The following is a 17,383-nucleotide window of genomic DNA, read 5'->3' as shown; positions in this document are numbered from 1 at the left end:
ATGGCTAGAGGTAAACCGTAGAGCCGGCGGGTGAACGTTGAATTAACGCCAGGCGGCAACCCGCGGAACTCATTGCCCAGCTCTTCCGCAAAAGGCCGTTCGCGGGCCGATTCGGGATGAGCGGTTAGGCTGGAACGATGAATCGCCGTCTTGCCGCCCTGTCCGCCCTCCCCCTGATGCTGCTTCTTTCCAGCTGTGCCTCCGTACAGGAAGCCGCCGAATCCGCCGCGAGTGATGCGTCATCGAAGGTGGCCACCGCCGCCGCTGACGAAGTGAAAAAGCAGGTGTGCGCGGTGGTGCAGGACGGACTGGTCAGCGTTGAGGACAAGGCCCTGCTGGGCGGGCTGGTCTCCGCCGCGGAGACAGCTGGCGTTCCCGCAGAAATCACGACGCCGTTGGGCCAGATCGCCGATGCCGGCGACCAGGTGCCGGCTGAGTCAGTCACCGCATTGAAGGACGCCTGCACAGCTTAACGGCCAAGCCGGATGCCGGACGGCCGGGCCGCCGGCCACTCATTCGCCGCTGTCGTCCACGCCGTGGAGCATGGAGCCGTGCCAGCCGGACCGCCGGCCCTTGTGATCAGGGCTGGAGAACGGAAGAACGCCGGAGTCGGGCTGGGCTGCCGGGAAGGAACTGACGAACTTTGTGAGTTCCTCCCGGAGTGCTTTCCAGCTGATGTCCGGATCGCTTGGATAGGCGTTGACCTCGGCAGTCCGCGCTGCCACCAGCGCCGCCCACCCCGCCTCCGTCAGCTCCACCTTGAACTGCCTGCGGTCCGCGGCCTGCCGCGCCCGGGTGATGTGGCCGCTGCCTTCCAGCCGGGTCAGGACCCTGCCGAGGGTCTGGCTTTGGACGTGGATCACCGCGGCGAGCTGTTCCTGGTTTAACGGCCCCGCGGCAAGTCCTTCCAAGGCGATCACGGCAGCCCGTGTCAGTCCGAGCGGAGCCAGCGCATCGTCCTGCCGCCGCTGTACCAGCCGGGCCGCCACGGTGAGCAAGCGGTAGCTGTTCCGGGCATCTGGATCGAGACTGCCTGTCATGGCCGCGGCCTTCCTGTGGATGGCGAATCGGCGGAGCTACCACCATTTCTTGCGTCGCTTCAGCCACTACCATAAGCATGCTTACCATCCCTTTTGCAAGTATGCTTACTAATTTCTGCCGTCGAGGTTCCGCATTCGTCTTTTGTTGTTCCCTGATGCTGGTGCGGGAGCGGCCTCGTGAGACCGCTCCCGCTGAGGGTTCCGCCATTGGTGGCGGGTACGTTTCCTTAATCGGTCGTTTCTTATGTTAAGTCGGGGAGTCTATGGCATCCCGAACGGCGGCAAGAAGGGCTTGGACATCCGTTTCGGTGGTGTCCCAGGAGCACATCCACCGGACTTCCCCGCGTGCCTGGTCCCAGTCGTAGAAGCGAAAGGATTCCCTGACTTTCGCGGCTGGGTGCGGTGGGAGGACGGCAAAGACGCCATTCGACTGTGTGGCTTGCGTCAGGGAAACACCGTCAATGGCGGAGATCCCTTCGCTGAGGCGTTTCGCCATCTCGTTGGCGTGGCTGGCGGAGCGCAGCCACAGCCCATCTGTCAGCAGGGCTATCAGTTGTGCCGAGACGAACCGCATTTTTGATGCGAGCTGCATGTTCATTTTGCGCAGGTAGCTCATGCCCGGGTCACACTGTGGGTTGAGCCAGATGACGGCTTCGCCGAACAGCAGCCCATTTTTGGTGCCGCCGAAGGACAGGACGTCCACACCGACGTCGGTGGTGAATGCCCGCAGAGGAAGGCCGAGATGTGCTGCGGCGTTGGCCAGTCTTGCACCGTCCAGGTGCAGTTTCATGCCCTTGGCATGGACGTGTTCCGCGATCCGTTGGATTTCACCTGGCGTGTAGCAGGTCCCCAACTCGGTGGTCTGGGTGATCGATACCACCAGCGGTTGCGCCCGGTGCTCGTCTCCCCACCCCCAGGCCTCGGCGTCGATCAATTCCGGGGTTAGTTTGCCATCGGGTGTGGGGACCGGGAGGAGCTTTATTCCGCCGATGCGTTCCGGGGCGCCGTTTTCGTCGGTGTTGATATGGGCTGTCGCCGCGCAGATGACAGCGCCCCAGCGCGGGAGCAGGGCTTGCAGGGCAAGCACGTTGGCACCGGTGCCATTGAAGACCGGGTATGCGCTGGCAGCTGACCCGAAGTGGGACTGGACGAGCTCTTGTAGCGCGGCCGTGTAGACATCTTCGCCGTATGCGGTGACGTGGCCTTCGTTGGCCGCCTGAACCGCTTCGATGATTTCGGCGTGAGCCCCGGCGTAGTTATCCGAAGCGAAGCCCCGGTAGGTCGGGTCGTGCAGGCGCGCCGACAGTAGCTGCCCTGCTGTGGAATCAATGCTGACGCTCATGCCGGCAGACCCACGAGCTGGCCGGCAGTGAGGGGCAAGCGCTGCCCGTTGATCTTTTCTGCCTCCATGTCGAAGATCTGCTGAACAGCGTCGGCAAGGACACTGACATCGGTGAAACCAGGGAATTTCCGTTCCGGCTGGGCTGCCCGCATCCGGTCGTCGACCAGAGCTTTGACCACGAAGATCAGGGCGGCCGAGTGCTGGGTGTTTTCCTTTCCGCCTTGCGGTTGCCGGAAGCCGTCAGCCACGGCCAGGGTCCATGCCTCAGCCGCGGACTTAACGGCGCCGTAAGCGGCGCCGTCGGCTGTCGGAGCGGAAGCGGACTGTGCGGAAACGATGGCCAGGCGTCCCACAGGGGAGGCAGCCAGGTCGTCGTAGAACGCGCGGCTGGTGTTCCTCAGGGTGGTGAGGACGCTGGTGTGCAGGAAGTCCCAGTCTTCATCCGCCTGGCCACTGATGCCGGCACCGCCTCGCCACCCTCCTACAAGGTGGATAAGGCCGTCCACGGGACCCAGATCGTTCCGGACCGAGGCCGCTAAGTCCTCAACGGCCTGCAGGTCCGCGAGGTTGCAGACATAGCCCTCGACGTTGGCGTATGTGCCAGAGAGCTCCTGCACCCGGTCCTCAAGAATGTCCACTGCGGCTACGCGTGCCCCTGCCTGCGAAAGAGCGCGGACTACTGCCACTCCGGCAGCGCTTGTTGAACCGGCGACGACGATCGTACGCTCCGAGAGATCCTGGCTCATGCGCCCGCCTCGCCCTCAGTCTTCACGGGGCTCTTGCCGGTGATTCCCGCAGTTGAATCAATAACAGGGCGCATCTTCTTCTCCAGTGCCTCGTAGAACATCGACAGGGGGAATTCGTCATCGAGGACCTGATCCGTCAGACCCCGGGGCGGGCCGTCCAGCGGAAGTGCCTCCGGTCCCTTGGCCCACACGGATGCCGGGTGGGGGGTGAGGGTTTCGGAGACCAGCTCATAGGCAGCGAGCCAGTGTGCCGTCTTCGGCCGGTCGATCGAACGCCAGTAGAGTTCTTCGATGCGCCGGCCCAGCTCGACGACCACGTCAGCGACGTCCTTCCAGTCGATGCTCAACTTCCCATCGGTCCAGTGCAGGACCCGGTGCTGGTGCATCCACGCGAACAGCAACTGGCCGCCCACGGCGTCGTAGTTACGAACCCGGTTTCCGGTAATGGCGAAGCGGAAAATGCGGTCGAAGATCACGGCGTACTGGACCAGCTTGGCGTGCTTGCGTGCATCCTCGGAAGCCGTTTCATCCCGCTCGATGAGGACTGATTCGCGGAAAGCGGTCAGGTCACAGCGGAGTTCCTCCAGAGAGTAAAGGAAATATGGCATCCGCTGCTTGATCATGAACGGGTCAAAGGGCAAGTCCCCGCGCATGTGGGTCCGATCATGAATCAGATCCCACATCACGAAGGTTTTCTCCGTGAGGTGGTGGTCTTCGATCAATTCCGCGGCGTCAGCAGGCAGGTCCAACGAGGTAATGTCGGCAGCAGCTTTCAGGACGCGGCGGAACCGGGCAGCTTCGCGGTCCGCAAATATGCCTCCCCAGGTGAACGAGGGGGTGCTTCGGACCGCAACGCTCTCGGGGAAGAGCACTGCAGAGTTCGTGTCGTAGCCGGGCGTGAAATCCACGAACCTAATGGGGACAAACAGCTTGTTCGAGTAGTTGCCCGCCTCCAGTTCAGCGACGAAAGAGGGCCAGATAACCTCGACGATGACGGCCTCAATGTAGCGGTTGGTGCTGCCGTTTTGCGTGTACATGGGGAACACAACCAGGTGCGGCAGCCCATCGATGCGCCACTGCTCGGGGTGGAAGGCTACCAACGAGTCGAGGAAGTCAGGTCCGACGAAGCCCTCAGACTCCCACCGCTGGAAGTCCTGCACGAGCAGTTCCAGGTATTCGCTGTCGTGGGGAAGATGGGCGCGCAGCTCGTTGACGGAATCAGTGATGATGCCCACATACTGGCGCGCCTGGCCATGGTCAGCTGGTTCCGGAACGGAACCGTCCTGGACCTGAACCTGCTGCAGCCCAATGACGGCGGCCTTCAGAGCCTGCCATGCCGGGAGCGCCACCAGGTCTTCTACCTGGGTGGGTGCCACTTCCAGGTTTGCAATTACAGACATGCTCGTTCCTTCCGTTCGGGGATTCCTGAAGAACGTAGCAATGCATAAGCAGAGGTGAAAGCTGGCAGCCCAATGCGTAAGGGATTCTGTTGCTCAAAGCGGTTCCTTCGCCCCTGGGCATGAGATGGGCCTTGCGGTCGTCCATCTCAGACACTCCGGAGGCGCCCTCCTCGCGGTTTCCATCGAACCGAAGACGGAACAGTCCGCCGCTCAACTCCTGCAACTGAGTGCCGCGTCTCGTAGCAGCCCCTTAGCGCTGCTTACTCATTTTTGTGGACCAGATCAGCAATTCTTATGCTCGTGATGTCTAATGCCTGCCTTTTCGTAAGGACTTGGTGGGTTCGACGTGCAACATTCGCCTCGCCCGAAGTCGCCTTCTTCTCCTGTGTTAGCTTGATCACCTTCTTCTTCCCGGCCAGGGCGCCGGAAAGCTTTTCCTAACCGCAGCTACCTTTTCGGAGGCACCATGGGACTTGGTTCCCACACGCAAACAAATGATCGGGCCATTGCTCCTGCCCACCCACTCGGAACGGCAGGCGAAGATGCCTGCACCGGTCGAGCCGCTGGCAGTACGGGGAACCTGAGCCGGAGCGCACTGATGCCCTTCGGAGGTGTTGCATGACGCTAACGAACGAAACTTCCGCAGATATCAAGCCAGACAAAGCGGCGCAACACGGTTCTTCCCTTGCGACACGGGAGGATCCTAGCTCCGGTGGTACCGCCAATGAGCTCAAGCGCGGATTAAGCAGCCGCCACCTGCAGATGATTGCCATTGGCGGTGCGATCGGTACGGGGCTGTTTGTTGCCTCGGGCGGCACCATTGCACAGGCGGGTCCCGGCGGTGCATTGGCCGCCTACGCGCTGGTCGGGCTGATGGTATTCCTGCTGATGCAGTCACTGGGCGAAATGTCGGCCAAAATCCCGGTCGCCGGTTCCTTCCAGTCCTTTGCCACCCGTTTCGTCTCCCCGTCCTTTGGGTTCGCGATCGGCTGGAACTATTGGTTCAACTGGGCCATCACCGTGGCAGCCGAGCTGGTCGCGGCCGGAATCATCATGGATTTCTGGTTCCCGGGGGTCCCCGGCTGGGTATGGGCCGGGATCTTCCTGCTGGTGCTGACCGGGCTCAACGCCCTCTCGGCGAAAGCCTTCGGTGAGTCGGAGTTCTGGCTTTCCCTGATCAAGGTCAGCGCAGTGGTGATTTTCCTGGTCGCCGGCGTGCTGATGATCTTCGGCATCCTCGGCAATTCCTCCCCAGGACTAAGCAACTGGGAAAACCGCGAAGACGTATTCCACGGGGGTTGGGTCTCGATCATCTCGGTCTTCATGATTGCCGGGTTCTCGTTCCAAGGCACCGAGCTGGTGGGTGTGGCGGCAGGCGAAGCCAAGAACCCACGACGCGAGGTGCCAAAGGCTATCCGCACCGTCTTCTGGCGCATCATGCTTTTCTACATCGGCGCCATCTTCATCATTGGCTGCCTGATCCCCTTCACCGATCCGAGCCTGTTGGCATCCGGCGAAGCCGATATCGCAGCCTCCCCCTTCACCTTGGTCTTCTCAAATGCAGGGATCGCCTTCGCAGCGGCCTTGATGAACGCGGTGATCCTGACCGCCATCCTGTCCGCTGGCAACTCCGGGCTGTATGCTTCCACCCGGATGCTTTACGCGATGGCCCATGACGGCATGGCCCCGAAAATCTTCGGCCGAACGAATGGGCGCGGCGTGCCGATCCCGGCCCTGCTCGCCACCGCATCCGTGGGACTCTTCGGGTTCCTCTCGGCGATAATCGGCCAGGGCGCGGCGTACTCGTGGCTGCTGAACATGTCAGGCCTGTGCGGCTTCATCGTCTGGGCGGGAATCGCAATCTCCCATTACCGTTTCAGGCGCGGCTTCCTCGCCCAGGGAAATAAAGTCAGCGACCTGCCATACAGAGCATCCCTGTTCCCCATCGGCCCACTGCTGGCCTTCGCCTTGTTGATCCTGGTAATCGCAGGACAGAACTACGAGGCAGTGCTTGCCGGACGGAGCCTGGAGGTACTTTCCTCCTACATTGGACTGCCGATCTTCATCGCCCTATGGCTGACTCACCGCTACATCACCAAATCAAAGGTCGTACCGTTGCTCGAGATGGATCTCACGGGACCAAAGGACCTCGAGGACGGACCTCGGGACGGCACCCAATAGCCATGCTGCTGCACGGCTACCTTTCGGAAACCGCACGGATATAGAGACTAAACGCGGGACTAGACGAACAAAAGGAAAGCCGGGTGAAAACATCACCCGGCTTTCCGTCTGCATGCGCAGGTCAATATGGAACGTTTCGGACTAGCTCCTCGCCGGTGAAGACAGGCTCTCTTGACGAACTCCGCCCGCACGCCTTTGCGCGTCAGGTCCTGACCCGGGCACGTAAGTCATCAAGGCTCGGTCAGCCTGAGCTAGGGGAGAGGCGCCGCAGCGGCAGATCTTCCTCGAAGAGTTGGCTATCGCGGCTTCTATACGTCGGATCGGTGTTCGATGCGGTGGACGTACAGGATGTGGTCTTCAGCGTCGAGGGTGAACAGCACACGGTAGTCGCCGCGTCGTGCCGTTCGCAGGCCAAGCAGTTCGTTTGTGAGGGGTTTGCTGAACCGACGGGGATTGTCGGCCAGCGGGCCGGTGACGAATTCAACGATGGCTGCTGCCGCCTTCGCGGGAAGCCGGTGGAATCCTTTCAGGGCCGGGCTCGTGACTTCGACCTTCCACGCGGCCGTGTCGTCTGATTCTGTTTCGCTCACCGCGGCGGCAGTCCGAACTCGCGGCGCAGGTCGGCGCCGCTGGTCGTGTTGCCTTCGGCGATGTCGCGCCGCGCCTGATCCACATCCTCGCGGATACCTGGCTGGGACAGCCAGTGGATCGTTTCCTGCAGGGATTCCAGGTCGTCCGCTGACATCAGCACCGCTGATGGGTGCCCGTGCCGTGTGATCTGAATGATTTCGTGGGTTCTGTCTGCTTCCTCCACGAGGGCTGAGAGTTTGTCCTTGGCCTCGCTGAGCGGTACAGTTCTCATGCTTGAATTATAGCCTGACATTAGGCCACCAACTAGCCTATGTTTTGGCCTATAGGTGAGCCTCGTTCACCGACTCCGAGTAATGGCACACAATGAGGCGCCACGTGGTTGCTCGATTGGCGAAGCTCCGGTCAAAATAGCTGTTGACCGAAGCTCCGGTCCATTACGTGTGCTTAAACTTTGGAATTGGCTGGGAATCAGCAGCAGGGATGTTGACTTGTCCGAGAGGACAAGATTTGACGCTCAAGTTCCCCATATTCCTGTGGCCGGTGCCTTGCAGCCAGGGTCTCCCACTCAAATCGACGAGGCTATAAATGACTCACAGAGGCCCATATTCCGTGTAGATTGCCAACATCGCAGGCGTACATCAGGGACGTCCTTTTCGTTGTGATTGAGGAAGTGAGCTGCCATGAGCAAGTCCCATTTTGAGGTTTTTCTCGCGCAGACCATCCACGAGGAGCGCGACAACGAGGCAGGCCTCAGCCCAGACGAGCTTTACGGGGTCTATACCAGCTGGTGCCTTCTGAACAACGAGGAACCCGAGGCTCCCGCAGCCCTATGGGCCGCACTGAAGGCCCACCGCATCGCGCCTGCACACAATCACCTGGTCATGAAAGGACCGGCGGCCGCGGACTACATCGTCGCCAGCGCACCGGATATCGTCTGAGCGCACCCGCGGTTTCTTCGATCCGACTCGGGACACTCCTGAAGAGTTGCCGGAAACAACGCCGTCAAGGCCAGGAACGGAGCATTCGCGAGCCTCTTTCGAGGCCATTCCCCCACGCATTTTCGAACGCCGATATCGGACGTTACCAGTAGTACTCTGCGTGTCTCCTCAGATGAATCATTCTGGCTCTCTCCCGCGGGGTTCGGCGCCGGGCGTCGGGCGCGATATTTAAGGGTTTCTCCGATACCGATGGGGCGTCCGGGGCCTTAGGGCGGCGCTCCGCCGCGAGCAGGCTGAAGGAGCAGAAAAAGCCCCTGAACTACGGATATGCTGCGATGATGCATTTGATGAAACGTTACGATTGTTGTCGGCGAAGAACTTGCCGCTCATCCGAGCAGCCTTCGCAGTAGCCCGGAGTCCATTTGGCCTCCAGCTTCCACCCCAGCGTTCTCGCGAAATGCAGCTGCGATTCGTATGCAGCCATAGCCCCTACAGAACCAGCGCGATCTCCGCACGGCCAACTCTGGCGGCGCATGAAACAACGTCGCCGCCACATAAGGTTGTCGATCCGGGCAACTTCGAGCGCGATCACCTCGGCCGGTTCCAGCTCCTCCACGTTGCACGCTCCTCAGCCTGAGACTACGCCAAGCATGGTTGAGGAACTGACTTGCCCGACTTCCTCCATCATCCCTAAACAAGGGTGCCGGGCGCCCGAAAGTCAGCCGAACTCAGCAGCGAATGTGCTGCCGTCATCAGAGAGTGCGCGAATCCGGTCGGGTGGATCTCGTATAACCCACCCACCAAACTGCCGGGGGGTGCTCTCACGGCACTTTAGCCTCGCCACTAAGAGGCAGCCCTCCCTTTTCGCGTCGTGCACTATCCCCACGTAGCGTAGATTCATGCAGATCAAGCTCGACAGAAAAACGTGGACCCGAGGACCTGCCTTGACCGAAGGTGAAGGCGGCTTCGGCAAGGTATATCTCGCATCAAACGCCGAGGCCGAGGATGCTGTTGCGAAGTTTGTGGAAAAGACTCCGGGCGCCACCCGTGAAATGCTCATTGGAGAGTATTTGCAGGCCACGAATTGCGCTAATGTCGTTCCTGTCCTGGACTCGGGTGAACACGAGAACTTTTGGGTAATTGTCATGCCTCGCGCAGAAATGTCTCTCGCCCAGCGGTTGGCTCAACCCGAACCCGTAGAACTCGCAGAGTGCCTGAAGATTCTCGACGACGTGGCTCAAGCCTTGGTCAGCCTCGACGGTCATGTTGTCCATCGAGACCTGAAACCCGCGAACGTCCTATTGTTGGATGGTACGTGGTGCCTTGCAGATTTTGGAACATCCAGATACACGGAAGCTGCCACGGCGGAGCATACATGGAAAGACACTGCCACGGTCATGTATGCGGCCCCAGAACAATGGCTGGCGGAACGGGCCACGGCCGCCACAGACATCTATGCCTTTGGGGTCATGGCCTACGAAGTGGTTGCGGGACATTTGCCGTTTCCTGGACCGAGTCCAGCAGACTATCGGGAACAGCACCTCAAAGTGCTCCCCCCGCCACTTACCGGTGGGACTGGTCGGCTGCGCAACATCATCTCCGAGTGCTTAAACAAGGCCCCTGAAGCGCGGCCGAGAGCAGCCAACATTCTGTCTCGGCTTCAAAAATCCACTATTGAACCAGCTCTCGCCGGCATACAGAAGCTGGCCAACGTCAACACCGAAGTAGTTGCACGCCGGGCCCAGGCGCACGCCGAACAACGGGTACTGGAGGATCACGCTGCAAGCAGAGCCCGCCTCTTTGCATCATCAGCAGGCATGTTTGAATCATTCGCCCAACCGCTAATCGAAGCAGTTGAGGACAATGCTCCGACTGCGTCGATCAAAAGAGGATTGGGGAACGGGAACCAGATATTCACGGCCGAACTCATGGGCGCAAAACTGGGGCTCAGCCGCCCTAAACAAGAGCCTAAATGGGATGGCCCGTTCGACGTCATCGGCAGCGCGGTGGTCAGCGTCGTTCGGCAACGCCCCAATAGTCGTGGATGGCTAGGACGAAGCCACTCGCTTTGGTTCTGTGATGCGCATAGGCGAGGGCAGTACGGGTGGTATGAGTTGGCTTTCATGAAAACGTTTTTCCGAGGGCCGCAGGATCAAATTGAACCTTTTTCGCTGGAACCAAAATTGGCTTCAGATCACTTTGCCATGGTTATGGGAACCGGCCAGCTTGCTTGGCCAGTGACCGAAGTGGACAGGGACGATCCCAGCGAGTTCCTCAATAGATGGCTGGGCTGGTTTGCAGACGCAGGAGTGGGAACGTTGGGCCAACCCAGCACCATGCCAGAACGAATCCCCAGCGGATCCTGGCGCACGAAGTAGAGCGAGAAGCTGGCCCTTTGGATCCAGAGGGCCAGCTGAAGCAGTGGCGACCCCTGAATTGGCGCACTAAAGGAGGGGCCTTCGATAGCAGCCACTCCTTCGTAGGCCAAATTTTAGCGGCTCAGGCCGTTCTTACTTCTCTCAGCAACCTCCGATGCCCCCGCTCGGGCCTTCCTGGCCTCGGTTGCCTTAAGGTAGTATCCGACACTCCTAGAGACCATATCGAGTCACTCACCGCCCTGGCGGCTGGGGTGCTTAGGTGAGGGTACTACACAAGCGCGTGCATATCGGAGGGTTGACACGTGGCGGCAAGATCAAGATTCTGGCATTTCAAACCTTGATCCTGCTGTCTTCGAACTCCCCTTCGCCTTCTTCCTCCTCACGTGCATTAATCCGCGGGTACACCTCTGCCAGCTCCTCTTGGACGACAGAATCATCTGAGAATCTGGCGATGTGGTAGTTGAAAAAGTCCGCCGACGGGTGAATGAAGGTTGGAGAGACGACATCGCCGAGAATCGGAAGACCGGGATCCGTGTAGCCGGTGGCAACATCAAGGATGGTTGATACCCATCGGACCTTCCGGAACAGGCTGATCACCACGCCTACCGATGGCTCGAACATCGGGAGCTCCAGATCTTCCATCACGGTCTCCCCGGCAGATTCGAGCCCGACGTCGCTCAGTTCGGATCGGATCGCGCGCGCCATGGCATCCCTGAGGGAGATTAGTTGGCTCACTTCTTCTGAGACCGAAGACCTTGCGGCAAGTTCAGACCACTCGTTATAGGTATTGACCTCAGCATCGTCGTTCCATAGCGAGTCCAGGTGTTCGTACCGTCCGGCTCCGTTAGCGAACCGCTCGACCGTGTTCGTAAGGTCAGGATCGAGGCCATCCACAGGTCGAACGACGTACTTTGCGTCGTGGAAAGTGGCCTTAGGGCCTGCGGGAGTTAACTCCTCAACAGCGTCAAGCAGTTTCCCTATTTTGTGCGAGTAGCTGCGGAGCTTGGGGAACTCCTTCGTGGCCGCGTACCCGTTGCAGGCGATGGCCAGCTTGCACAGACGTTCTAAGCCGGACGAGTATGAGTACATCCCGACGTGGAGTGCATAGTTCTGCTCATCACTCCCCCACTGCTCGAGCGCAGGATCGGTAGGGACGGAGCATAACCTTCGGAGGCCGGTCAACGTCAGCTCTGTGGCGAACTGAGTCTCGACGACAAGGTTCTTCCAAATAGTCGGGGGCAGCTGGTTGGTCGGCATGGTTGCTCTCTCTCAGGAAGGTGGTATCGGAACCGCGTACCGGTTACGAATCCTAGTGATTGTTTCTGAGAATCAGCACATAATGCTTGGCCATGATGGCGCCTTTTCGAGAGGACTTCCTCCCATGGTGCAAGGCAACGAGTGCGTAAGCTCACCTAATGGCATATTTCGGTTGCAACCGTAGGGAGCATGGTCGATGCATTTTTCCGGCGTGGATATTCCCTTAGAGCTTCTGGAGGCCCATGAAGCCGGACGATTGGTCCTCTTTGTGGGTGCAGGAGTATCAATGGGAGCTCCTAGCAAACTTCCTAGCTTCACTAAACTCGCAGACGATGTTGCGGCGGACCTCGGAGCCGACATCTCGGAGGCAACAGGGGCGGAAGATCTGGTACTGGGGCAACTCGACGATGACCCGCAGCAAGACGTTCACACGATAGTCCAACGACACATTTTGCGGGCAAAGCAGGGAAATGCATTGCATGCAGCCTTAGCAAGGCTTGCCTCGGCGGGACCGGCCCCAAAGGTTGTAACCACAAACTACGACCCGTTCCTGTCATTAGCCCTCGAGACCGCGGGAGCAGAACTTGAGGAGTTTCGCGCGCCCGCATTGCCCATGGGCGATGATTTCGAAGGCCTGGTCTACTTGCATGGTTCGGTGCATCAGGATTCGCGAAAACTGGTCCTCACAGACAAGGACTTTGGGCGTGCATATCTAAGCGATGCGTGGGCGGCAAGGTTTCTCGAGCGGATGTTCCACCAATATGTCGTGTGCTTTGTGGGGTACAGCCATCACGACATGGTGCTTTCTTATCTGGCGCGAGGTCTTCGACCAGGGTCCAAGCGATATGCCTTCACCTCCGAGGGAGTCTCAGGCAGTGCGCGCTGGTCCAGTTTAGGCATCGTTCCGATTTTGTACGCGGATACGGACAACTCTCATGAGCAGTTGCTGACTGCGATTCAAGACTGGGGCATCTGGGCAGCATCCGGGCTTTTAGATAAGCACGAGCTGGTGCGAGAAATGGTGGGCAATCCGCCAACGGGGATCCCGGATGAAGACGACTTCCTTGAAAAGGCCTTGGATGACGATGTCCTTGCCCGGGCATTTTGCACGAAGGCCCGGGGCAGGGAATGGTTGGACTGGGTCGTAAGCAAGAACGCGTTCCGGCGACTTACAGACGCATCTGAAACGACTTTCTCCTTAAGCCAAGCCGCCTTAGCGAACTGGTTTGCTAAGGATTTCGTCGTTTCCGACTCGGAGTCCCTTTATGCACTCTCTCTCCTCACAAAGCAAAACAAGCGACCAAGCCGGGCGCTCTGGAGCGCCGTCTGTATGGAACTTATCGACGTAACTGAACGTCGTGATTGGGTTACACCGTGGGTTTTCTGGCTACTGGATCACCTATCCCCCGACCATGCCGCTGAACTCGAGGGATTGGCTTGGCTGATTGCGGAGGCTAAGTGCCTATCGACAGCTGATCTGCTCGTTGTTCTTGAAGAGCTACTCAAGCCCCGGCCGCGGACAACCAATCAGCTGCTGGGTGACAGAACAGAATATGTCGTCGAGGTGAGCCTTACATGGATGGATTCGCTGCAAGAAAGATGCTCGAGCCTGACATCTGAAGCTTCGAGTGCGTTAGAGCTTCTGAGGATTCTTGAAGGTACCATGTACGGCATCTTTATCAGGAACCGTTCTCTCTCCGGCTCGGACTACGACTCATGGGCCTTCAGCAGAAGATCCATAGAAGACTCGCCCCAGAATGGAATTGACGAGTCTGCAGACCTGGTTATCGATTTGGCCCGGGACTGCATCCTGTGTCTCGTCCAGACACGGGATCCTAATCTGGGAAGTAGCCTGAACAGGTGGCTGGCCGGCCCGGTGCCCATGCTTAGGCGCCTTGCTGTATTCGGATGGCGCCAGCGGTCAGATGTGTCAGAGGCCGAGAAGCTCGAATGGCTGCTTGACCAAGAGGACGGACACCTGCTCTTCGAACCTCAGCTCCGGTACGAGTCGCTAAAGCTTATTCGGGCGGCCCTTCCCAAAACGGACCAATCCATGCGCTCAAGGCTTGTAACCGTGGTGCTCCATGGTTCCCATGCCAAGCAGCCCTATCGAGACTACGAAACCCATGATGTGTTGGCATGGCTGCTGAATCTCGATTCGGCCTTGGTCGAGGCAGCAAGAGCACTGACCGACTTGAAAGAAAAGTATCCAGATCTCGGGAGGCTTCCGTATGCAGATCTGGACGCGCCGGAGGTGGATTTTGACTGGGCAACCTCTACAAACGAGAGCCCCTGGTCCGAAGAGTATCTGCACAGTCTTATTAACGGTGACCCGGCATCAGCGGCAAACGAAATCACTAGCCAACTTGCGCTTTCCTCGTCCTCCATACGTTGGTCAGGAGTCACTCAGCAGGTGGCAGCGGTGGTTTCCCGATGGCCAGATGACGGTTTCCTGCTATGGAACAACGCCCTCAGTGAACCGAGATTGCTGGCCAGCATTATGAATGGATGGGCCGGAAACCCTGCAGACGCGGCCTACGCCGAACGAGTGATCAGCGTTATTTCAACGTTGGACCTTAAGGAAAGCGGGCCAGCAGTGGCTTCCCTTCTGAGTCCGCGAGCGAGTAATCAAACAGCAGGACCACCCTGGCCGGCACTCCCCCAAGCCCGAGACCTGGCTTTTGCCGCCTGGTACAAACTTGGTCGGTCACCGAGTACAAGCGCGGACCCATTCGGCTCCGCGCTCAACAGCGACGACGGACATTTGGCCGAATTTTGGATAGAAGCAATACGCCATGATTGGCGCCTCCACAAGGACGATTGGGAAGGCATCCAAGGCCAAATCCGTGAGGCAGTAGATTGCATATGTAGTCGCGAGGTTCTGCTCAACACAACCGGATGGGCAATCCTTGTACGGCACCTTCGGTTCCTCCACTCAGCCGACGCCGAGTGGACCACCGCACATATCGTGCCTCTACTGAAATGGAGCTCGTCACCAGTGGCAGCGGCCGCGTGGACGGTGGTCGTGCAAACAGCTGGCATCAATCAAGCTCTATTGGACGATGGCCTGAAGCCAGAGCTGATAAAGACAGTTGAACGCTCTACGGACCTAGCCGAAACCGCTCAGCGTCAACTGTCCAAGCTCTGCGCTTCCGTGACAGTCCACAGCGTGTGGTCCGTCAATATCAAACTCCAGTGGCTCTTGGAGCTAACACGTGCATCAACCCCCGAATTTTGCGCAATCATTATCCGGTCAATCCGCCAGCAGCTGGCAGAGGCTACGCACGAAGTGCTCTCAAAATGCTGGAACGATTGGATGAAAGCCTACTTAGCGGCTCGGGTCGAGGGACGTCCAAGAACCGTGGATGCACAAGAGGCCTCGGCCCTAGCCGAGTGGGTGGAAGTCTTGGACTCCCCACAAAGTATCGAAAGGGCCATCGAGTACATCCGCCTGATGCCAGCTGCACTGAGCTTCCCTCCGAGACTCCGCAAGATGGAGGACAGCCGCGTCAAGTCGGCCCCCAACGCATACGCGAAGCTGTTGGCTCATCTACTGGCGAACACCGCTCGCCCTCAATACTTGGGAAGGGATCTAGAGAAGCTGTACATGATCCTTGCTGCCGACACGCGAGTTGAAAGAACACATCTACGCACCATCCGAGAGCAATCACTGCGGTTGGGTATCGAGGCGGCCACAGATTGGCCTGATTAGCCCTTGAGCCGAGGCGACCGAACCGCTTCTTTCGAACCATGGTTTACGCGCCATGTAAAACCCCAGAAGCCATGCGAGCGTGCTGATCCGTTCTCCAGGCCATTCGCTGCTGCCTGCCACAACCGGCGCGAGACGAGATGGTCGCTCACCTCGCCCGAACATGGGTCCCCTACCGGTCAGGACCGTGAAGCCCGCCGCACCCTGACAAAGACCCACCCCACCAGATCATGGCTGCGTAGGACTCTGGACAGCCAGTGCAGGCGCGCGCGAAAAACCGAAAACCATCGGAATGCGATGTCTGGTGAGCTACACCCCAACCTGACGTCAGGCAGGGACTCCAGAGGCCGTCAGAGTAGGGTTGAATTCCACTTTTCTGACGACGGGCCGAGAAACTCTTAGATCGAAACCTGACAGCCTAAGGCAATTGTGCAACAGCCTGTGGCACAACCAGATCGGCCATACGGATGCCAATCCGCGCTCGTAAAAGAAGGTTGAACCACGACAGCCCCCAGCTCCGACGCCGAACGACTACCGCTTGCCCTTTTTCCGCGAGCCCTTGCCCCGGCCCTTGTCCGGATTGGGGGCGTATCGCTGCGCCACTTTTGGCTTCTTGACGCCGGTGCCGCGCCGGTCCGGCTTGGGTTCCTTCTTGGGCTTCTCCTGCTGCGCGGACGGCTGCCGGGAGCTTTGCGCCGTGCGTCCCCGGACTATTCCGATGAACTCCTCGATGATCTCGTCCTCGGATCCGCTTGGCCATGCCAGCGCTATCTCTGTCACGGGCGCCCCTGTAAGCCGGCGCGCAACGGTGTCTTTGACGTTGAAGTGCCGCGCCACGGACATGGGCAGGATCGCCAGGCCGGCGCCCGTCGCGACAACCTGAAGTGCCTGCTCGGGGCCACCAAGTGCCGCGACGTCCAGGAACGTATCCTCGGACAGGTCAGCCAGGGCCACTTCCTCAAAAACTGAAATTTCGTGGCCTTTGGGCGCAACCACCACCGGCTGCTCTTCGTAGAGCGGGATGACGTTCAGGCCTTCGCGCTCCACCGGCAGCCGGACAAAGCTGAGGTCGGCGGTGCCGTCCCGCAACACTTCCAGTTGCGCGCCGTCGTCGGTCATAAAGGACTGCAGCGGGATATCCAGCACGCGCTCTTCCCAGCGGCGGATCCACTTCCCCGGAGTAACTCCGGCCACGTATGCAAACCGCAGCACCCGCGGGGCCTCAGGTGCGGAAGTTTCGAAGGAGCTGGGGTTCTGGGAGTCAATGTCAGCGGGCACGTCTTCACAGTACCGCCCGCACGCTGCGTCAGTACGGTGTCCGGGGCGATACGGTGCTGGTGCCCCGGGGGCAGTGACCCGGATACCCTTGAACCATGACCTCTGATAACTCCCAGTCCATGAAGCCGGCCACCGTTGCCAAGAAGCTTGGCATCTACCTGCCCGCAACACCGCAGGAGTTCCAGGATTCAACCATCAGCCGCGCAGATTTCGCCGAACTCCAGTCCAATCCGCCCGAGTGGCTCATCGAGCTCCGCCGGAACGGCCCGCACCCGCGCCCCGTGGTGGCCCAGAAGCTGAACGTCTCCATCAGCGGCCTGGCCCGCGGCGGTGTTGAGGAAGCACTAACGACGGCCGAAATCACCGCGCTGCTGCAGGCTCCTCCGCAGTGGCTGGTCACGGAACGCGCCACGCACGCCGCTGTGCGTGCCGAGGCCCAGCGCGTAAAGGACGAGGCCGCCAAGAAGGCGGCCAAGAAGGGCTAGCTGTACTGTCCCGGCAGGTTCGTGACACGGGAATTGAT

General features: G+C 59.5%; 14 protein-coding genes. 6 read left to right on the top strand and 8 right to left on the bottom strand.

Annotated elements, in window-relative coordinates; translation table 11 throughout:
* The first annotated feature begins 137 nt into the window (after window positions 1-137).
* Window positions 138-473: a hypothetical protein gene (locus M1E17_RS00375; RefSeq protein ID WP_457964639.1), complete on the top strand. Its 336-nt coding sequence runs from the start codon at window positions 138-140 to the stop codon at window positions 471-473.
* 39 nt (window positions 474-512) lie between these two features.
* On the opposite strand, the gene M1E17_RS00370 is transcribed toward M1E17_RS00375, so the two are convergent.
* The 4 genes from M1E17_RS00370 to M1E17_RS00355 all read right to left on the bottom strand — a co-directional run bounded on the left by M1E17_RS00370 (window position 513) and on the right by M1E17_RS00355 (window position 4,528).
* Entirely contained in the window at window positions 513-1,040 is a 528-nt protein-coding gene (locus M1E17_RS00370; RefSeq protein WP_457964637.1) for a MarR family winged helix-turn-helix transcriptional regulator, read from the bottom strand.
* 247 nt (window positions 1,041-1,287) lie between these two features.
* On the bottom strand, window positions 1,288-2,382 hold the full coding sequence (locus M1E17_RS00365; protein ID WP_457964635.1) for a threonine aldolase family protein: 1,095 nt from the start codon (window positions 2,380-2,382) through the stop codon (window positions 1,288-1,290).
* On the bottom strand, window positions 2,379-3,128 hold the full coding sequence (locus M1E17_RS00360; RefSeq protein ID WP_457964634.1) for an SDR family NAD(P)-dependent oxidoreductase: 750 nt from the start codon (window positions 3,126-3,128) through the stop codon (window positions 2,379-2,381). Before M1E17_RS00360 ends, M1E17_RS00365 begins: the two co-directional genes overlap by 4 nt.
* Window positions 3,125-4,528: a DUF6421 family protein gene (locus M1E17_RS00355; protein WP_457964633.1), complete on the bottom strand. Its 1,404-nt coding sequence runs from the start codon at window positions 4,526-4,528 to the stop codon at window positions 3,125-3,127. Before M1E17_RS00355 ends, M1E17_RS00360 begins: the two co-directional genes overlap by 4 nt.
* A gap of 618 nt (window positions 4,529-5,146) precedes the next feature.
* Between M1E17_RS00355 and M1E17_RS00350 the strand changes: the two genes are divergently transcribed.
* Entirely contained in the window at window positions 5,147-6,709 is a 1,563-nt protein-coding gene (locus M1E17_RS00350) for an amino acid permease (RefSeq protein WP_457964632.1), read from the top strand.
* Between the two features lie 308 nt (window positions 6,710-7,017).
* Here the strand turns inward: M1E17_RS00350 and M1E17_RS00345 are convergent, their stop codons facing one another.
* Entirely contained in the window at window positions 7,018-7,299 is a 282-nt protein-coding gene (locus M1E17_RS00345) for a type II toxin-antitoxin system RelE family toxin (protein WP_457964631.1), read from the bottom strand.
* Window positions 7,296-7,571, bottom strand: coding sequence for a type II toxin-antitoxin system Phd/YefM family antitoxin (locus M1E17_RS00340; RefSeq protein WP_457964629.1), 276 nt, complete (start codon window positions 7,569-7,571; stop codon window positions 7,296-7,298). Before M1E17_RS00340 ends, M1E17_RS00345 begins: the two co-directional genes overlap by 4 nt.
* 409 nt (window positions 7,572-7,980) lie before the next feature.
* On the opposite strand from M1E17_RS00340, the gene M1E17_RS00335 reads away from it, so the two are divergent.
* Window positions 7,981-8,238 (top strand): hypothetical protein, encoded by a 258-nt coding sequence (locus M1E17_RS00335; RefSeq protein ID WP_457964627.1) that lies wholly within the window; start codon window positions 7,981-7,983, stop codon window positions 8,236-8,238.
* A gap of 899 nt (window positions 8,239-9,137) precedes the next feature.
* The gene (locus tag M1E17_RS00330; protein WP_457964626.1) at window positions 9,138-10,616 is read left to right on the top strand and encodes a serine/threonine-protein kinase; all 1,479 of its coding nucleotides are present in this window, start codon (window positions 9,138-9,140) and stop codon (window positions 10,614-10,616) included.
* A 330-nt stretch (window positions 10,617-10,946) separates the two neighbouring features.
* Here M1E17_RS00330 and M1E17_RS00325 read toward each other — a convergent pair whose 3' ends face one another.
* Window positions 10,947-11,873 (bottom strand): hypothetical protein, encoded by a 927-nt coding sequence (locus M1E17_RS00325; protein ID WP_457964625.1) that lies wholly within the window; start codon window positions 11,871-11,873, stop codon window positions 10,947-10,949.
* Between the two features lie 196 nt (window positions 11,874-12,069).
* Here M1E17_RS00325 and M1E17_RS00320 point away from each other — a divergent pair, with 196 nt between their 5' ends.
* Window positions 12,070-15,585 carry an SIR2 family protein gene (locus tag M1E17_RS00320; protein ID WP_457964624.1) on the top strand — a complete coding sequence of 1,172 codons (3,516 nt, stop codon included), beginning with the start codon at window positions 12,070-12,072 and terminating at the stop codon, window positions 15,583-15,585.
* Window positions 15,586-16,113: 528 nt separating this feature from the next.
* On the opposite strand, the gene M1E17_RS00315 is transcribed toward M1E17_RS00320, so the two are convergent.
* On the bottom strand, window positions 16,114-16,860 hold the full coding sequence (locus tag M1E17_RS00315; RefSeq protein WP_457964622.1) for a LysR substrate-binding domain-containing protein: 747 nt from the start codon (window positions 16,858-16,860) through the stop codon (window positions 16,114-16,116).
* A 95-nt stretch (window positions 16,861-16,955) separates the two neighbouring features.
* On the opposite strand from M1E17_RS00315, the gene M1E17_RS00310 reads away from it, so the two are divergent.
* Window positions 16,956-17,345, top strand: coding sequence for a DUF5997 family protein (locus tag M1E17_RS00310; RefSeq protein ID WP_457964620.1), 390 nt, complete (start codon window positions 16,956-16,958; stop codon window positions 17,343-17,345).
* Window positions 17,346-17,383 lie beyond the last annotated feature (38 nt).

The organism is Arthrobacter sp. D1-29, assembly GCF_054130585.1.
The sequence above is the reverse complement of the archived record's forward strand: the minus strand, read 5'-3'. Positions and strand labels throughout refer to the sequence as shown.